The organism is Burkholderia sp. BCC1993 (genome assembly GCF_905339865.1).
Classification (GTDB): Bacteria; Pseudomonadota; Gammaproteobacteria; order Burkholderiales; family Burkholderiaceae; genus Burkholderia.
On sequence record NZ_CAJPGZ010000004.1, the window covers coordinates 108,949 to 125,233 of the forward strand.

Here is a 16,285-nt window from a genome sequence, read left to right on the forward strand (position 1 = left end):
AACATTCCAACGAAGGAGACACGCATCATGACGCAATGGATCGACACCGGCGCCCTCGACGACATCGACGACGAAGACGTCGCGCGCTTCGACCACGACGGCCGCACATACGCGATCTACCGGATCGACGGGAACGTGTATGCGAGCGACGGGCTGTGCACGCACGAGCACGTGCATCTCGCGGACGGGCTCGTGATCGATCACGTGATCGAATGCCCGAAGCACAACGGGCGCTTCGACGTGCGCGACGGCCGGGCACTGTCGGCGCCCGCCTGCGAGAAGCTGAGCACCTACCGCGCGAAGGTCGAGGACGGCCGCATCCTGATCGAGGTGTAACGCGATGGCGAACGACCGGGTGATGGCGATCGTCGGCGCGGGCCATGCGGGCGGCCGGGCGGCGCAGGTGTTGCGCGAGGGCGGCTGGCGCGGGCGCATCGTACTGATCGGCGCGGAGGCGCACTTGCCGTACGAGCGGCCGCCGTTGTCGAAGGGCGTGCTGACCGGCGAGCGCAGCGCCGCGCAATGCGGACTGCGCGATCCGGATGCGTGGCGCGCGGACGGCATCGAGCCGATTGTCGCGACGGTCGAGCGGATCGATCCGGTGGCGCGCGAGGTTCATGTGTCGGATGGCCGCGGCTTCGCTTGCGAAGCGCTGCTGCTCGCGACCGGCGGCCGTGCGCGCCGCCTCGCGATTCCGGGCGCGGAGCGCGACGGCGTATTCGCGTTGCGCACGCTCGACGACGCGGCGGCACTCGGTGCGCGGCTCGTGCCCGACGCGCGCGTCGTGCTGATCGGCGGCGGCTTCATCGGTCTGGAGGTCGCTGCGTCGGCGCGGTTGCGCGGCTGTCGCGTGACCGTGCTCGACGCGGCACCGCGCCTGCTCGGGCGTGCGGTGCCGGAGCCGATCGCGGCACGCGTGCATGCGCTGCATGTGGCGCGGGGCGTCGCGATCGGCCTGAACCGCCGGCCCGTCGCGATCGAGCGCACGCCGGACGGCGCGCTGGCCGTCGTGCTCGACGACGGCGACGCGCTGCTCGCCGATACGGTGGTGGCCGGCATCGGGATCGAACCGGCCGACGAACTGGCACGCGACGCGGGTCTCGTCGTCGAACGCGGGATCGTCGTGAACGCGCGGCTCGAGACCTCGGCACGCGGCATCTACGCGGCCGGCGATGTCGCGGTGTTCCCGAGCGGGGCGTCAGGGCGGCTCGTGCGTCAGGAAACCTGGCACGGCGCGGAAACGCAGGCGCGCGTCGCCGCACGCAACATGCTCGGCGCCGACGAACCGTATCGCGAGATGCCGTGGATCTGGTCCGATCAATACGACGCGCAGCTGCAGGTGGCCGGCGAACCGGCGCTCGGTGTGCGCACGGTCGCGCGCGAGCTCGGCGACGATGCGGAAATCCATTTCCACTTCGATGCCGGCGCAAGGCTCGTCGCGGCGAGCGGCTTCGGTCGTGCGTCGGGGTTCGTGAAGGAGATGCGCGTCGCGCGCCTGCTGGTCGAGCGCGGGATCGGCGTGACGCCGGAAGCGGTCGCGGATGCGGGCGTGAAGCTGAAGTCGCTGGTGTCGGCCGCGGGCGATCGCTAGCGGCGCCGGGCGAAGGAGAAGGGGAGGCGCGCGGCAGTCGCTGCCGCGCGCTCGGGCTCGGGCTCGGACTCGGACTCGGACTCGGACTCGGACTCGGACTCGGACTCGGACTCGGACTCGGACTCGGGCTCGAACCCGAGCCCGAATGAACAAACCCGCGCTCAGGCCATCGCGTGCAGGCGCAGATACAGGCCGGCCGCCGCGGCGCCGCCGAGCAGCGGGCCGATCACCGGCACCCACGCATAGCGCCAGTCGCTGTCGCGCTTGCCGGGGATCGGCAGCAGCGCATGCATCAGGCGCGGCGACAGGTCGCGCGCCGGGCTCATCGCATAACCGGTCGGCCCGCCGAGCGAGATGCCGATGCCGAGCACGAGCAGGCCGACCGGCAGCGCGTCGAGCGCGCCGAGGCCGACCTGCGGCGACGCGAGATACAGCACGCCGAGGATCAGCACGAACGTGCAGATCGCTTCGGTCAGCACATTGTGCGTGGTGCTGCGGATCGCGGGCGCCGTGCAGAATACCGCGAGCTTCAGGTCCGCATCGACTTCCTTCGCGAAGTGCTGGCGATACGCGAGCCACACGAGCAAGGCGCCGGCCATCCCGCCGAGCATCTGCGCGAGGATGTAGCCGCCGACCTTCGACCACGCGAACTTGCCCGCGAGCGCGAGGCTGATCGTGACGATCGGGTTCAGGTGCGCGCCGCTGAACGATGCGGTCACGTAGACGGCGACGAACACGGCCATCGCCCAGCCCATCACGATCACGATCAGGTCCGCGCCCTTGCCCTTGGTCTTCGCCAGCAGCACGTTGGCGACCGCGCCGTTGCCGAGCAGCACGAGAATGGCGGTGCCGATGAATTCTGCAATATAAGGTGACATGTTTGTCTCTCGTAGGTCGCGGCGGACTCGCGCGTTGCGCGGTCCGCCGGTGTTGTTGTATTTCGTTCGGATTTCTTGTGATTGCTGCCGCGGTGCTTACTGCGCGTCGTCGGCCCACGCCTTCGCGGCGCGCACCGCGCGTTGCCAGCCGGCCATGCAGCGCTCGACCTGCTCCTTCGGCATCGACGGCGAGAAGCGGCGATCGAGCTGCCACTGGCTGCGCACTTCGTCGAGGTTCTTCCAGTAGCCGATCGCGAGGCCCGCCAGGTAGGCCGCGCCGAGCGCGGTCGTCTCGGTGATCTGCGGACGCACCGCGTCGACGCCGAGCAGGTCGGCCTGGAACTGCATCAGCAGGTCGTTCGCGCTCGCGCCGCCGTCGACGCGCAGCTCGCCGATGCTGATGCCAGAATCGGCTTCCATCGCGGCCAGCACGTCGAGCGACTGGTACGCGATCGCGTCGAGCGCCGCGCGTGCGAGGTGCGCGGAGGTCGTGCCGCGCGTGACGCCGAATACCGAACCGCGCGCCCGTGCGTTCCAGTGCGGCGCGCCGAGGCCCGCGAACGCCGGCACGAGATAGACGCCGTCGGTATGCGGCACGCTCGCGGCGAGCGCTTCGATCTCGGCGGCCGTCTTGATGATGCCGACACCGTCGCGCAGCCACTGCACGACCGCGCCCGCGATGAAGATGCTGCCTTCGAGCGCGTACTGCACGTCGTCGCCGATCTGCCATGCGATCGTCGTGACGAGGTTGTTCTTCGACTCGATCGGCTTGTCGCCGGTGTTCATCATCAGGAAGCAGCCGGTGCCGTAGGTGTTCTTCACCATGCCCGACGTCGTGCACATCTGGCCGAACAGTGCCGCGTGCTGGTCGCCGGCGATGCCCGCGAGCGGGATCTTCGACGCGAACACCGTGGTCTTCGTGTGGCCGTAGATTTCCGACGACGCCTTCACTTCCGGCAGCATGCTGCGCGGGATGTCGAGCAGTTCGAGCAGCTCGCTGTCCCACTCGCGCGTGTGGATGTTGAACAGCATCGTGCGCGACGCGTTCGTCACGTCGGTCACGTGCAGCTCGTGCTTCGTGAAGTTCCACACGAGCCAGCTGTCGACGGTGCCGAATGCGAGCTTGCCCTGGCGCGCCTTGTCGCGCGCGCCCGGCACGTTGTCGAGGATCCAGCGGATCTTGGTCGCGGAGAAGTACGAGTCGATCGGCAGGCCGGTCTTCGCGCGCACCTTCGCCTCGAGGCCCTGTGCTTTCAGCGAATCGCAGAAGTCGGCGGTGCGGCGGTCCTGCCACACGATCGCGTTGTAGACGGGCTGGCCCGTCTCGCGATCCCAGACGATCGTCGTCTCGCGTTGGTTGGTGATGCCGATCGCGGCGATCGACGTGCCGTTCAGGCCGGTGCGCGTGACGGCTTCGGCGGCGACACCCGCCTGCGTCGACCAGATTTCCTGCGGGTCGTGCTCGACCCAGCCGGGTTGCGGGTAGATCTGTTCGAATTCCTTCTGGGCGATCGAAACGATGTTGCCCTGGCGATCGAACAGCATCGCGCGGGAGCTCGTTGTGCCCTGGTCAAGCGCGAGGATGTACTGATCCTGCATGTCTCTCATCTCCATCCGTGGATTGGCGTAGTTGTGATGCGCGCCGCATGTTACGCGGCGCGTCGGTGAATCAACGTCGGTCAGGCAACTGCAACTGCAAACGAATCACGCGTGCGGCGCGTGCGCGGCGGCGAACCACGCTTCGACCGCGGCCGTCACCGCGTCGAGCGTGCCCGGCGCGACGTGCAGGCCGAGCTTCGAGCGGCGCCACAGCACGTCCTGCGCGCAGGTCGCCCATTCGACGTCGCGCAGGTAGCGCAGTTCGGCGTCGTGGATGCCCGGTGCGATCTCGGGGCCGAGGTCGGCGAGCGACGTCGCGCCGTCGACCACGCGTTCCGCGCGCGTGCCGTACGCGCGCGTATAGCGGCGGGCAAGCGCGGCGGGCAGCCACGGATGGCGTTTCGCGAATGCGTCGGCGAACACGTCGAACTTCGCGTTCGCGATGTCGCCGCCCGGCAGCGGCGCGCCGGCCGTCCAGGTTTTCGCGTCGCGGCCGAGCGCGCGGCACAGCAGGTCGGCGGCTTCCTCCGCGAGCTTGCGGAACGTCGTGATCTTGCCGCCGAACACCGACAGCAGTGGCGCGCCGGCGCCGTCGTCCAGCTCGAGGCGATAGTCGCGCGTGACGGCCGACGCGTTCGCCGCGTTTTCGTCCTCGAGCAGCGGGCGCACGCCCGAATAGGTCCAGTGCACGTCGGCCGGCGAGATCTTGCGCTTGAAGTAGCGGTTGATCGAATCGCACAGATACTGCGTCTCGTCGCGATCGATCGCGACCTTCGCGGGATCGTTCGTGTATTCGACGTCGGTCGTGCCGATCAGCGTGAAGTCGTGCTCGTACGGAATCGCGAAGATGATCCGCTTGTCCGGGTTCTGGAAGATGTATGCGTGGTCGTGATCGAACAGGCGCCGCGTGATGATGTGGCTGCCCTTCACGAGCCGCACGCTGTGCTGCGCGCCGCGGCCGAGCGCGCCGTGCAGCACTTCGCCGACCCACGGGCCGGCCGCGTTCGCGACCGCGCGCGCATGCACGACGCGGATCGAGCCGTCCGCGTGCCGCAGCCGCGCTTCCCATTCGTCGCCGCGGCGTTCCGCCGACACGAGCTTCGTGCGCGTGAGGATCTCGGCGCCGCGCTCCTTCGCATCGAGCGCGTTCAGCACGACAAGGCGCGCGTCGTCGACCCAGCCGTCCGAATACACGAAGCCGCGCTTGATCGAGTCGATCAGCGGCGCGCCGGCCGCATGGCGGCGCATGTCGATGCCGCGCGAGCCGGGCAGCAGTTCGCGCTTCGCGAGGTGATCGTAGAGGAACAGGCCGATGCGGATCAGCCAGGCCGGCCGCAGGTTCGGCATGTGCGGCATCACGAAGCGCAGCGGCCACATGATGTGCGGCGCCGCGCGCAGCAGCGTCTCACGCTCCTGCAGCGCTTTGCGGACGAGTCCGAATTCGTTGTATTCGAGGTAGCGCAGGCCGCCGTGAATCAGCTTCGTGCTGGACGACGACGTGTGCGACGCGAGGTCGTCCTGCTCGCAGAGCAGGACCGACAGGCCGCGGCCGGCCGCATCGCGCGCGATGCCCGCGCCGTTGATGCCGCCGCCGACGACGAGCAGATCGTAGCGATTCGGTTGGGTCACCTGCTGTCCTTATCGTCTGATGGAAATGGGCGAACATGAAATGTTCGAATTCGAAATTTAACGAACGAAATCGAAAAAGTAAAGTTCGAAAAAGCGGGGCCAGTAGCGCGTGGCGCGATCCCGGACGATACTGGCGCAATCGACCGTTTCGCGAGGTGAATCATGCGTATTGGGATGTGGGCCGGCGCGTGCGCCGTCGTTCTGGCAGGGTGCAGCGCCGGCACGCCGCCGCTTGCCGGCAACTGGCGGGCGCCGTCGTTCGTCGACCTGCAGACGTCGTGCGGCGGCACCGCGCACGACTGGGGCGCGGACGCGCAGCCGGTCTATTCGACGCTGTACGACGCGTATGTGGCGAAACGGTATCGCGGGCTGACGCAGGCGAACTATTGCGCGTTCGTAAACGAACTTTCGGCGCACTATGCGGCGCCCGACGCGGCGGGGCGCGCCGGATGGGTCGCGTATTTCAACGGCGCACGCGCGCAGGCCGTCAGCTGGCGGGCCGCGGTCGATCCGACGCTGCGCGGCGGCTGACGCCGGAACGCTGCGGGAGGCGGGAAAACGAGAAACGCGCGGGAAAAGCGCAGGAAAAGCGGCGCGGCCGGAAATCCGGCCGGCGCGCTCAGGTCAGGAACAGCGGGACTTCAGGAATAGCGGCATTTGATGGATCGCAACGCGGCGTCGCCGGTTTCGGTCACGCAGTATTTGCGTCCCGATCCCAGCCCTTCCAGCCGCACGAGCTGCTGTTCGAGCAGCGCGTCGAGTTCATCGCGATCCATGTCTCCGTGATCGGGGGCATCCTTCACAAGCAGTAGCGTGGCGAATTCATGCGGACTCAGCATCGTTCTCTCCATGGCAATCGGTTTGCCCGCGCAGCCGGCGCAAACGCCGCTGCGCGATACCCGGCGGGGTATGGCTTGGGGGGAAAGCTGTATTCGCCGGCCTTGGGATTCGCACACGCCTTGGCACGGGCGGATCGGGCGAACGGGCCGGGGAACTGGAGTCTAGTCGAGCGCGCGGGCAACGACAAATCGTGCCCCGTTAATTTTCAGTTTGACAGGCACGCAAACCGCTAGCGGTTCAGCGGGCGCGCCAACTTCTTGATTTCACTTGAAGTTTCAGGTGCGGTGCAGCATCGCGCGGGTCATTCCGCGGGGTCATTCCGCGACGTACACCTGGGTGCCCGCGTTCGCCACCGCGTCGGCCATCTCCGGCGGCAGCGGCTTGTCGGTGAAGAGTGCATGAACCTGGCTCAGATGGCCCTGGCGCACCAGCGCCGGGCGGCCGACCTTCGAATGATCGGCGACGAGGTAGACCGTGCGCGCATGCTGCATGATCGCCTCGGCCACGCGCACCTCGCGCGTGTCGAAGTCGCGCAGCGTGCCGTCGGCCTCGATCGCCGACGTGCCGATGATCGCGTAGTCGACCTTGAACTGGCGGATGAAGTCGATCGCGAGTTCGCCGACGATGCCCTTGTCCCACGGCCGCACGATGCCGCCCGTGATCAGCACCTCGCAGTCGGGGTAGCCGCTCATCATCGACGCGACGTTCAGGTTGTTCGTGATCACGTGCAGCCCGTGATGACGATTCAGTGCGCGCGCAACTTCCTCGGTCGTGGTGCCGAGATTGATGAACAGCGATGCCTGGTCGGGGATGTGCGACGCGGCGAGCGCCGCGATGCGCCGCTTCTCGTCGTGGAACATCCGCTGGCGCGCGGTGTACGACACGTTCTCCGAGCTGGTCGGCAGGCTCGCGCCGCCGTGGTAGCGGCGCAGCAGGTTCAGGTCGGCGAGCCAGTTCACGTCGCGGCGGATCGTCTGCGGCGTGACCGCGAAGTGCGCGGCGAGATCGTCGACGGTCACGAAGCCGTCGCGCTGCACCCATTCGAGCAGTTCCTGCTGGCGCGCGTTGAGGGTGAGGCGGGGATCTCGGGTCATGGCTCGGCGGTCGGATCGTGAGGCGGAGCGGGTATTGTAAGGGCGGGAAGGGCGTTCGACCGGCCTCCGGCGTATCACCGCCCGGGATTCATGCGGAAAGTACATGGATTCATGTGACAAATGAATTTGTGCGATCGCGCGGATCGCGCTGCAATGGCGGACTGTCCGCGCACGCCGGTCGTGCGTCCGGCGCGTTCATTCAGCTTTCGACGAGGTGGAACCGATGACTGGCTTCAACTGGCACAACCCGTATCCGACGACCCGCATCCCGGTGTTCGCGCGCAACGTCGTGTCGACGTCGCACCCGCTCGCCGCGCAGGCCGGGCTGCGGATGCTGTGGAAGGGCGGCAATGCCGTCGATGCGGCGCTGGCCGCCGCGGCCGCGATTACGGTGGTCGAGCCCGTGTCGTGCGGGCTCGGCGGCGATGCGTTCGCGCTCGTGTGGGACGGCGGGCGGCTGTCCGGGCTGAATGCGTCGGGCGTCGCCCCGGCCGCGTGGAATCCCGACTATTTCCGCAAGCGCCACGGCGAGGACGCGCACGGCATCGCGAACAAGCCGACGCGCGGCTGGGACACCGTCACGGTGCCGGGCGTGATCGCGGGCTGGGAAGCGCTGCATGCGAAGTTCGGTTCGCTGCCGTTCGCGGACCTGCTCGAACCGGCGATCGAGATCGCCGAGCGCGGCTATGCGGTGTCGCCGATCGTCGCGCACAAATGGGCGGCCGCGGTGCCCGAGCTGCAGGGACTGCCGGGTTTCGCCGACACCTTCATGCCGCGCGGGCGTGCGCCGCGCGTCGGCGAGCGCATGTGCCTGCCGGGCCACGCGCAGACGCTGCGCACGCTCGCGAAGGACGGCCCGCGCGCGTTCTACGAGGGCGCGCTCGCCGCGCAGCTCGCGGCGTTCGCGCGCGAAGGCGGCGGCGCGCTGACCGAAGCCGACCTGCGCGCGTACCGGCCGGAATGGGTCGAGCCGATCGGCCAGCGCTTCGGCCGTCATACGATTCACGAGATCCCGCCGAACGGGCAGGGCATCGCCGCGCTGATCGCGCTCGGGATCGCCGAGCGGGCGGGCCTGAGCGAATGGCCGGTCGATTCGGTCGACTCGCAGCACCTGCAGATCGAGGCGATGAAGCTCGCGTTCGCGGACGTCTATCGCTACGTCGCCGATCCGCGCGCGATGGACGTGACGCCCGCGCAGATGCTCGACGATGCGTATCTCGCGGAACGCGCGAAGCTGATCGATCGCGCGCGCGCGACGCACTTCGCTGCCGGCCGCCCGCATTCGGGCGGCACGATCTACCTGTCCGCGGCGGACGAACGCGGGATGATGGTGAGCTTCATTCAGTCGAACTACATGGGCTTCGGTTCGGGGCTCGTCGTGCCCGGTACCGGCATTGCCTTGCAGAACCGCGGGCACGGCTTCTCGATGGACCCGGCGTCGCCGAACGTCGTCGCAGGCGGCAAGCGGCCGTTCCATACGATCATCCCCGCGTTCGTTACCGAGGAAGTCGACGGCCGCAGCGAGGCCGTGATGAGCTTCGGCGTGATGGGCGGCGACATGCAGCCGCAGGGCCACCTGCAGACCGTCGTGCGCATGCTCGGCTACGGGCAGCAGCCGCAGGCCGCCTGCGACGCGCCGCGCTGGAAGGTCAATCGCGACTTCACGCTCGATGTCGAGTCGACGATGAAGCGCGAGACGGTCGACGGGCTCGCCGCGCGCGGCCATACGATCAAGTCGATCGACGATCCTTACATGGATTTCGGTTCGGGTCAGTTCGTGTGGCGTCTCGATCGCGACGATCCCGACCGCGGCTACGTGGCCGCGAGCGACAGCCGTCGCGACGGTCTTGCGGCCGGTTTCTGACGGAACGCTTCCCAGTCTTGCGCTCGACGGGCGGCCGGATGGCCGCCCGTTTTGCCTGGATGCCACGCATGCCGTCGCACGCGCGCAACCGGTTCGAACAACTCATCTAACGAACCGCACCATGCGCGGCGGAACTGCGCGCGGCGGGCATGGTCAGTGCTTTGAAGCACGAACATAAAAGTCCGGCTAAGATGCCAGCATGGTTCGGCCGGACCAATCCACTAATAAATGCAAGCAAAACGTCGCCTGCGGGCACGCCGGGCCTGTGCGAAGAGATGGGCCGGCCGGCCGCGCGACGACTGGGAGCGCACCACCATGCCTACTGAAACGACGCATGTCATGCCGTGGCGTATCGAGGACATCGACCTGAACCGGATCGATCGTCAGCGCGCCGCCGCGAACGAGGATCTGCTGCTGTTGCTGTGCGCGTCGTCGTTCATCGAAAGCGGCTCGGATCTCTACACGAGCAACCTGAGTGAGTTCTTCAACGACGATCCGGAAGTGTCCGCGTGGCTCAACAATGCGTGGGAGCACGAGGAACTGCAGCACGGGCGCGCGCTGAAGGCGTATATCGCGCACGTATGGCCGGAGTTCGACTGGGACACCGCGTTCGCGAATTTCTTCGCCGAGTATTCGAAGACCTGCTCGGTCGACGCGTTCGAGAAGACCCGCGCGCTCGAGATGGTCGCGCGCTGCGTCGTCGAGACGGGCACGGCCACGCTCTATCGCGCGATCAACGAATGCTCGGACGAGCCGGTGCTGAAGGAAATCACCGACAACATCCGCTCGGACGAAGTGCGTCACTACAAGCACTTCTTCAAGTTCTTCAAGAAGTACAACAAGCTCGAAGGCAACGGCCGTCTCGCGGTGCTCGGCGCGCTGATGCGCCGCGTGATGGAAATCAAGAACGAGGATTCCGAGATCGCGCTGCGCCACGTGTTCGCGATCCGCTACCCGGATCGCGTCGGCGACAATCAATACAACCGCGAGCGTGCCGCGCGCATCAGCTCGCTCGTGCGGCGCAACCTGTCGGCCGACATGTGCGTGAAGATGCTGCTCAAGCCGCTCGACCTGCCCGCAAAGATCCAGCCGAGCGTCCACTATCCGCTGACGAAGATCACGCGGCACGTGTTCATGCGCTGATCGTCACCGCGCGGTCCGGCGCGCGTATGCTGCGCCATCATCATCTGCTTTTCGCCGGGGCCGCCATCATGACCGATTCCCATCGCCACGCGCTCGAACAATGGACGTTCGACGCGTGGCCGCCGGCCGTCGTTTCGCTGTTCGACGGCACCGCGCTCGAACGCCATGCCGACTTCGCCGCATCGCTGATCGTCGCGACCGACGACGGCCAGTTGCGCACGACGCTGCTCAGCGTCGGCGAGATCCACGCGCGCGACGCGCATACGCTGCTGCTCGCGCTCTGGCCGCAATCGCGCGCGGCGCGCGCGGTGACGCAACGGCGCGAGGCCGCGTTGACGCTCGTCGCGGACGGCGCGTTCTTTCAGGCACAACTGAGGATCGAGCCGCTCGAAGGGGACTTCGGCGGACTGGCCGGATTCGCTGCGACGATCGCGCACGGCGATGCGCAGCGGGTCGGCTATGCGCGTCTCGCGACCGGCGTCACGTTTGCGCTGGAAGGGGAGGCGCGCGCCGAGGTGCTCGCGCGCGGGCAGCGCCAGGTCGAGCACCTGCGGCGCGCGGCCGCGCGGCTTCAGTGACCGCGCTGGCCGCTGCGGGACGAACGGTTGCGGTTCGGGTGCGCGGCATTGCCGCTTGCGGGACGCGCGCCGTTGCCGCCGCCGGACGGACGACCGCCGCCGCTGGCGTTGCCGCTCGCGCCGCCGGCCGTGCGCGGCTTGGCCGCCTTCGCGGCCTTCGGCTGTGCGTTGCCGTCACGCTTCGCGCCCGGCTGGCCTGAGCCGCCGGCACGCGGCTGGCGATTGCCGCCGCCGCCGCCACCACCACCACCACCACCACCACCACCACCACCACCACCACCGTTACCGCCGCGCGGCTGCTGGCCGCGGCGCTGCTGGATCGGCTCCGGCTTCGCGGTCGGATCGGGTTCGAAGCCCGCGATCACTTCCTGCGGAATCTCGCGCTTGATCAGCCGCTCGATGTCGCGCAGCAGCTGCTTCTCGTCGACGCACACGAGCGACACGGCTTCGCCGGTCGCGCCTGCACGGCCCGTGCGGCCGATCCGGTGCACGTAATCTTCCGGCACGTTCGGCAGGTCGAAGTTGACGACGTGCGGCAACTGGTCGATGTCGATCCCGCGCGCGGCGATGTCGGTTGCGACCAGCACCTGCAGCGTGCTGTTCTTGAATTCCGCGAGCGCGCGCGTGCGGGCCGACTGGCTCTTGTTGCCGTGGATCGCCATCGCGCTGATGCCGTCCTTCGTCAGCTGCTCGGCGAGCCGGTTCGCGCCGTGCTTGGTGCGCGTGAACACGAGCACCTGGAACCAGTTGTGTTCGCGGATCAGGTGCGTGAGCAGCTCGCGCTTGCGATCGCGGTCGACCGGGTGGATCTTCTGCGCGACGCTTTCCGCGGTGGTGTTGCGGCGCGCGACTTCGATCAGCGCCGGCGAATCGAGCAGGTTGTCGGCGAGCGACTTGATCTCGTCGGAGAAGGTCGCCGAGAACAGCAGGTTCTGGCGCTGCGGCGGCAGCTTCGCGAGCACGCGCTTGATGTCGTGGATGAAGCCCATGTCGAGCATCCGGTCGGCTTCGTCGAGCACGAGGATGTCGAGATCCGACAGGTCGATCGTCTTCTGCTGCATGTGGTCGAGCAGACGCCCCGGCGTCGCGACGACGATGTCGACGCCGCGCTTGAGCGCATCGATCTGCGGATTGATGCTGACGCCGCCGAACATCACGGTCGAGCGCAGCTTCAGGTACTTGCTGTACGCGCGCACGCTTTCCTCGACCTGGGCGGCGAGTTCGCGCGTCGGCGTGAGGATCAGCGCACGCACCGCGCGCTTCGCGCCGCGATGCTCGGCGTAGAAGGTGTGCAGGCGCTGCAGGATCGGCAGCGTGAAGCCGGCGGTCTTGCCGGTGCCGGTCTGCGCGCCGGCGAGCAGGTCGCCGCCGCCGAGGACGGCCGGGATCGCCTGCTGCTGGATGGGCGTCGGCGACGTGTAGCCGAGCTCGTTGACCGCCTTGACGAGCGGTTCGGCCAAGCCGAGAGATTCGAAAGACATAGTTACCACTCTTCAGTTTTATGATCGGCGACGCCTCGCGCGGCCAGCGCGGGGAACGGCGTCGCAAAAAAGCAAAGGGGCGCGGAACGCAGGTCGCTCACCTGTTGCGGCGAGATCGGCGTACCGTTGTTGCCCCACGACATCCGGATATACGTGACGACTGCCGCGACTTCCTGGTTCGACAGCGACTGTGCGAACGGCGGCATCCCGTACGGACGCGGATTCTTGAACGTGCTCGGCGGATAGCCACCGTTCAGCACCATGCGGATCGGGTTGACTGCCGATTCCATCACGATCGAATGGTTGCCCGCGAGCGGCGGATATGCCGGCGGCTTGCCCGCGCCGGTTGCAGCGTGGCAGGTCGCGCAGTTGTCCGCGTAGATCTTCTTGCCCTGGTCGAACAGCGTGTTGCCGAACTGCTTCGACGGCTCGTACTGCATGTTCTTCGGCGCTTCAGCCTTCTGCGGGATCGACTTCAGGTACGTCGACATCGCGCGCGTATCTTCGTCGCTCATGTACTGGAGGCTGTTGTGCACGACGTCGGCCATCGGGCCGAATACCGCGCCCTGGTTCGACACGCCGGCCTGCAGCAGGTTGGACAGTTCCTCCACGTGCCAGTCGCCGAGGCCGAGTTCCTTGTCGTTCGTCAGCGACGGCGCATACCAGTTCTGCAGCGGGATCAGGCCGCCCGCGAAGGCTGCCGAGCTCACCGGGCCGCCCATCATGTTGATCGACGTGTGGCACATCGAGCAGTGGCCGAGGCCTTCGACGAGGTACGCGCCGCGGTTCCATTCGACCGACTTGGTCGGATCCGGCTTGTACTCGCCTTCCTTGAAGAACAGCGTGCGCCAGCCGATCAGCAGGTTACGGTTGTTGAACGGGAACTTCAGTTCGTGCGGACGGCTCGGCACCGACACCGGCGCGACCGAACGCAGGTACGCGTAGATCGCGTCCGAATCGGAGCGCGTGACCTTCGTGTAGCTCGCGAACGGGAAGCCCGGGTAGAGCAGGCTGCCGTCCTTCGAACGGCCGGTGTGCATCGCGCGGTAGAAGTCGTCCGACGTCCACTTGCCGATGCCGTCCTTGTCGTCCGGCGTGATGTTCGGCGTGTACATCGTGCCGAACGGCGTCGCCATCGGCAGGCCGCCCGCGAACGACTTGCCGCCGCGCACGGTGTGGCACGCGATACAGTCGCCGACGCGCGCGAGGTATTCGCCCTTCTTGATCAGCGCGGCCTGGTCGGCCGGCGTGGCCGCGACGGCGGCAGCGCCGTGCAGCGTGTCGTTGCCCGGCCACAGGACCGGCACGAGGGCGGCGGCCGCGACGATCGCGACAGCCGAGAGTGCAAACAGGGACTTGCGTTTCATTGTGTCTGTCTCCCTTGCCTTATTGCGGTTCGCTGCCGCAGGCGAGCGGAGTCTTCATCGAACGCGCCGGTGCCGGCACGGGGTTGGCGGGCGCCGGTTGCGCGGCGAGCCATGCGGTCACGGCCGTCACGTCTTCGTCGGAAAGCTTCGCGGCGATGTCGTGCATGCAATCCGGTGCCTTCGCGTGGCGGTTGCCCGAGCGCCATGCGCCGAGCTGTGCGCTCAGGTAATCGGCGTGCAGGCCGACGAGGCCCGGGATCGCCGGCTGCATGCCGGTCAGCCCTGCGCCGTGGCAGGCCACGCAGGCCGGCAGCTTGCGCGACGGATCGCCTTGCGTGACGAGCTGCTTGCCGCGCGCGAGCGTGGCAGCCGGCAGCGTCGGCTTGGCCGGCGTCGGGTACGGCGGACGCTCGGCCGAGAAGTGCTCGGCGATTTCCTTCAGGTAATCGTCGTTCAGGTAGGTCAGCAGATAGTTCATCGGCGGGTACTTGCGCCGGCCATCACGGAAGTTGACGAGCTGGTTGTACAGGTACTCTGCCGGCTTGCCGGCAAGCCGCGGGAAATAGTCGTTGTCCGTGCCCTGGCCGTGAACGCCGTGACATGCGGTACAGCCGCGCACACGCTCGGCCATCGTATCGGGTGCCTTGAGCGGCGCCTGCTGGGCGTGCGCTTGCTCCGTGGGCTTGGTCTGCGCTTGGGCAGCGCTCATAAGGCCCGCGCCACCGATCAACAGAACGGCGAGCATCGGACGGAAGAGGCGTCTTGAAGACACACGAGACTCCATGTTTATTCGTCGGGGACCTTGTCCGGGCTACGATCGGCTCGGCGCATGGACGGCAGGACAGCCGGGCTGCTGCGACGCGGCATTCTATCATCGATGGGTAATGACGGCTATTTGGCAAAAGGTCATCGGTTCCTGCCTGTTTGCGACTTGCGACAATTTGACGCGCTATCTGCACGAGTCGTGTGAACCGGCGTGCGCTTTGACCATCGAAGACCGTACACTCGCGGGTCGCGCGGCGCCGCCTCCGCCGCAGATCCAGTCATTTCTCCCGTTTCCGGATTCATCGATGACGTTCCTTACCGTGCCGTTGCCGTCTTCCCGCTGTCGTTCCACTTGCCGCCGCGCCGCCGGCCGGCCGTTCCCGGGAGGGCGCGCGCGATGAGGATCGACAGCTTGTGGATCGGGCAGGTCGCGCTGGCGGCATTGATGGACGCGACGTTCGCGATGGCGGTCGGCTCGGCGCTGCTCAAGGCGTGGCTCGGCAAGGATGGCGCGCGGCCGGTCGTCGCGCCGTCGCATCCCGCATGGCTGCGCGCGCAACATTCGCTGGTCGCGGCGGCGCTCGCGCTCGTGCTCGCCGATCTCGGCTGGCTGGTGTACGAAGCCGCGTCGATGAGCGGCGCGGGGCTCGGCGGCGCGTTCGCCGCGATTCCCGTCATGCTCACGCAGACCCACGCGGGCTTCGCGTGGAGCGTCGCGTTCGCCGGCGCCGTGGTGCTCGCGATCGTCGCGCTGGCGAAGCCGGATGGCCCGGTCGCGCACGCGGTGCTGTGGCTCGCGGTGATCGTGGTCGCGGGCGGCAAGGCGTCGCTCGGCCATGCGGCCGACACGGGCGCGCTGTCCGCGGCGGTCGGCGTGCAGACGCTGCACCTGCTCGCCACCGCGGTGTGGGGCGGCCTCGTGCTCGCGGGCGGGCTCGCGGTGCTGCCGGTGCTCGGCTCGTCGGTCGCGCGCGGTGCGCTGATCCGGATCGGCCAGCACCTGTCGCGTACGTCGGTGATCGCGGTCGTGTTCGTGCTCGGCACGGGCGTGCTCAATGCGCTGCGCGGGCTCGGCGGCTCGCTCGCGCCGCTCGACGGCAGCACGTGGGGGCGCGTGCTGCTGCTCAAGCTGCTGCTCGTCGCGCTCGCGCTCGTGCTCGGCGGGTTGAACCGCTTCTCCGCGCTGCCGCGCCTGCGCCGTACCGCGTCGACCGAGGATGCGCACACGTTCCGCAACATCCTGCATCTCGAGGCGCTGACGATGATCGGCGTGTTCGTCGCGGCCGCCGTGCTGGCGTCCTGCGTGCCGGGGTTCGCGGCGCTCGGCTGACGGCCGGGTCGGCGCGGCGCAGGGCCGGGTGCCCGCGCGCCGCGTGCTGCGGATGCAAGAACGGCCGCCTGTCGGGCGGCCGTCTCGAAGCCGATGCGCGGCATGTCCGCCGCGCAACGCATCTCA

General features: G+C 68.0%; 14 protein-coding genes and 1 pseudogene. 7 read left to right on the forward strand and 8 right to left on the reverse strand.

What is annotated here, in order from left to right:
• Positions 1–27 precede the first annotated feature (27 nt).
• The gene (locus tag U4Y91_RS07575; protein WP_321804553.1) at positions 28–336 is read left to right on the forward strand and encodes a non-heme iron oxygenase ferredoxin subunit; all 309 of its coding nucleotides are present in this window, start codon (positions 28–30) and stop codon (positions 334–336) included.
• 4 nt (positions 337–340) lie between these two features.
• Positions 341–1,591, forward strand: coding sequence for an NAD(P)/FAD-dependent oxidoreductase (locus U4Y91_RS07580; protein ID WP_321804555.1), 1,251 nt, complete (start codon positions 341–343; stop codon positions 1,589–1,591).
• Between the two features lie 161 nt (positions 1,592–1,752).
• On the opposite strand, the gene U4Y91_RS07585 is transcribed toward U4Y91_RS07580, so the two are convergent.
• The 3 genes from U4Y91_RS07585 to glpD all read right to left on the reverse strand — a co-directional run bounded on the left by U4Y91_RS07585 (position 1,753) and on the right by glpD (position 5,697).
• Positions 1,753–2,469 (reverse strand): MIP/aquaporin family protein, encoded by a 717-nt coding sequence (locus U4Y91_RS07585; protein ID WP_044846788.1) that lies wholly within the window; start codon positions 2,467–2,469, stop codon positions 1,753–1,755.
• 96 nt (positions 2,470–2,565) lie between these two features.
• A complete protein-coding gene (gene glpK / locus U4Y91_RS07590; RefSeq protein WP_044846787.1) occupies positions 2,566–4,068 on the reverse strand; it encodes a glycerol kinase GlpK in 1,503 nt (500 codons plus the stop codon).
• Positions 4,069–4,173: 105 nt separating this feature from the next.
• Entirely contained in the window at positions 4,174–5,697 is a 1,524-nt protein-coding gene (glpD, locus tag U4Y91_RS07595) for a glycerol-3-phosphate dehydrogenase (RefSeq protein WP_321804558.1), read from the reverse strand.
• Between the two features lie 162 nt (positions 5,698–5,859).
• On the opposite strand from glpD, the gene U4Y91_RS07600 reads away from it, so the two are divergent.
• Positions 5,860–6,228 (forward strand): hypothetical protein, encoded by a 369-nt coding sequence (locus U4Y91_RS07600; protein ID WP_321804560.1) that lies wholly within the window; start codon positions 5,860–5,862, stop codon positions 6,226–6,228.
• Between the two features lie 110 nt (positions 6,229–6,338).
• Here the strand turns inward: U4Y91_RS07600 and U4Y91_RS07605 are convergent, their stop codons facing one another.
• Together U4Y91_RS07605 and U4Y91_RS07610 are read right to left on the reverse strand one after the other, a co-directional pair.
• Positions 6,339–6,536 (reverse strand): hypothetical protein, encoded by a 198-nt coding sequence (locus U4Y91_RS07605; protein ID WP_044846784.1) that lies wholly within the window; start codon positions 6,534–6,536, stop codon positions 6,339–6,341.
• Between the two features lie 315 nt (positions 6,537–6,851).
• On the reverse strand, positions 6,852–7,631 hold the full coding sequence (locus U4Y91_RS07610; RefSeq protein WP_044846783.1) for a DeoR/GlpR family DNA-binding transcription regulator: 780 nt from the start codon (positions 7,629–7,631) through the stop codon (positions 6,852–6,854).
• Positions 7,632–7,854: 223 nt separating this feature from the next.
• On the opposite strand from U4Y91_RS07610, the gene U4Y91_RS07615 reads away from it, so the two are divergent.
• The 3 genes from U4Y91_RS07615 to U4Y91_RS07625 all read left to right on the forward strand — a co-directional run bounded on the left by U4Y91_RS07615 (position 7,855) and on the right by U4Y91_RS07625 (position 11,216).
• Positions 7,855–9,495: a gamma-glutamyltransferase family protein gene (locus tag U4Y91_RS07615; protein WP_321804562.1), complete on the forward strand. Its 1,641-nt coding sequence runs from the start codon at positions 7,855–7,857 to the stop codon at positions 9,493–9,495.
• Positions 9,496–9,810: 315 nt separating this feature from the next.
• Positions 9,811–10,638, forward strand: coding sequence for a ferritin-like domain-containing protein (locus U4Y91_RS07620; protein WP_321804564.1), 828 nt, complete (start codon positions 9,811–9,813; stop codon positions 10,636–10,638).
• Positions 10,639–10,706: 68 nt separating this feature from the next.
• Positions 10,707–11,216 carry a hypothetical protein gene (locus U4Y91_RS07625; protein WP_321804566.1) on the forward strand — a complete coding sequence of 170 codons (510 nt, stop codon included), beginning with the start codon at positions 10,707–10,709 and terminating at the stop codon, positions 11,214–11,216.
• Here the strand turns inward: U4Y91_RS07625 and U4Y91_RS07630 are convergent.
• The 3 genes and pseudogenes from U4Y91_RS07630 to U4Y91_RS07640 form a co-directional block, all read right to left on the reverse strand.
• Entirely contained in the window at positions 11,210–12,697 is a 1,488-nt protein-coding gene (locus U4Y91_RS07630; RefSeq protein WP_321804567.1) for a DEAD/DEAH box helicase, read from the reverse strand. The two genes, U4Y91_RS07625 and U4Y91_RS07630, sit on opposite strands and share 7 nt — an antisense overlap.
• 74 nt (positions 12,698–12,771) lie before the next feature.
• Positions 12,772–14,064: pseudogene (locus U4Y91_RS07635) on the reverse strand (c-type cytochrome); the annotation flags it as partial.
• 19 nt (positions 14,065–14,083) lie between these two features.
• Positions 14,084–14,848, reverse strand: a complete 765-nt coding sequence (locus tag U4Y91_RS07640; RefSeq protein ID WP_321804569.1) for a c-type cytochrome — start codon at positions 14,846–14,848, stop codon at positions 14,084–14,086.
• A gap of 378 nt (positions 14,849–15,226) precedes the next feature.
• On the opposite strand from U4Y91_RS07640, the gene U4Y91_RS07645 reads away from it, so the two are divergent.
• Complete coding sequence (locus tag U4Y91_RS07645) at positions 15,227–16,159, forward strand: CopD family protein (protein ID WP_321804571.1); 933 nt, start codon at positions 15,227–15,229, stop codon at positions 16,157–16,159.
• Positions 16,160–16,285: the final 126 nt, after the last annotated feature.

Bases quoted from the DNA above. Each gene is read 5' to 3' on its own strand.
- U4Y91_RS07615 (WP_321804562.1), top strand. From the start codon at position 7,855: ATGACTGGCTTCAACTGGCACAACCCGTATCCGACGACCCGCATCCCG.
- U4Y91_RS07605 (WP_044846784.1), bottom strand. From the start codon at position 6,536: ATGCTGAGTCCGCATGAATTCGCCACGCTACTGCTTGTGAAGGATGCC.
- U4Y91_RS07580 (WP_321804555.1), top strand. From the start codon at position 341: ATGGCGAACGACCGGGTGATGGCGATCGTCGGCGCGGGCCATGCGGGC.
- U4Y91_RS07630 (WP_321804567.1), bottom strand. From the start codon at position 12,697: ATGTCTTTCGAATCTCTCGGCTTGGCCGAACCGCTCGTCAAGGCGGTC.
- U4Y91_RS07625 (WP_321804566.1), top strand. From the start codon at position 10,707: ATGACCGATTCCCATCGCCACGCGCTCGAACAATGGACGTTCGACGCG.
- glpK (WP_044846787.1), bottom strand. From the start codon at position 4,068: ATGCAGGATCAGTACATCCTCGCGCTTGACCAGGGCACAACGAGCTCC.
- U4Y91_RS07575 (WP_321804553.1), top strand. From the start codon at position 28: ATGACGCAATGGATCGACACCGGCGCCCTCGACGACATCGACGACGAA.
- U4Y91_RS07610 (WP_044846783.1), bottom strand. From the start codon at position 7,631: ATGACCCGAGATCCCCGCCTCACCCTCAACGCGCGCCAGCAGGAACTG.
- U4Y91_RS07645 (WP_321804571.1), top strand. From the start codon at position 15,227: ATGAGGATCGACAGCTTGTGGATCGGGCAGGTCGCGCTGGCGGCATTG.
- U4Y91_RS07640 (WP_321804569.1), bottom strand. From the start codon at position 14,848: ATGGAGTCTCGTGTGTCTTCAAGACGCCTCTTCCGTCCGATGCTCGCC.
- U4Y91_RS07600 (WP_321804560.1), top strand. From the start codon at position 5,860: ATGCGTATTGGGATGTGGGCCGGCGCGTGCGCCGTCGTTCTGGCAGGG.
- U4Y91_RS07585 (WP_044846788.1), bottom strand. From the start codon at position 2,469: ATGTCACCTTATATTGCAGAATTCATCGGCACCGCCATTCTCGTGCTG.
- U4Y91_RS07620 (WP_321804564.1), top strand. From the start codon at position 9,811: ATGCCTACTGAAACGACGCATGTCATGCCGTGGCGTATCGAGGACATC.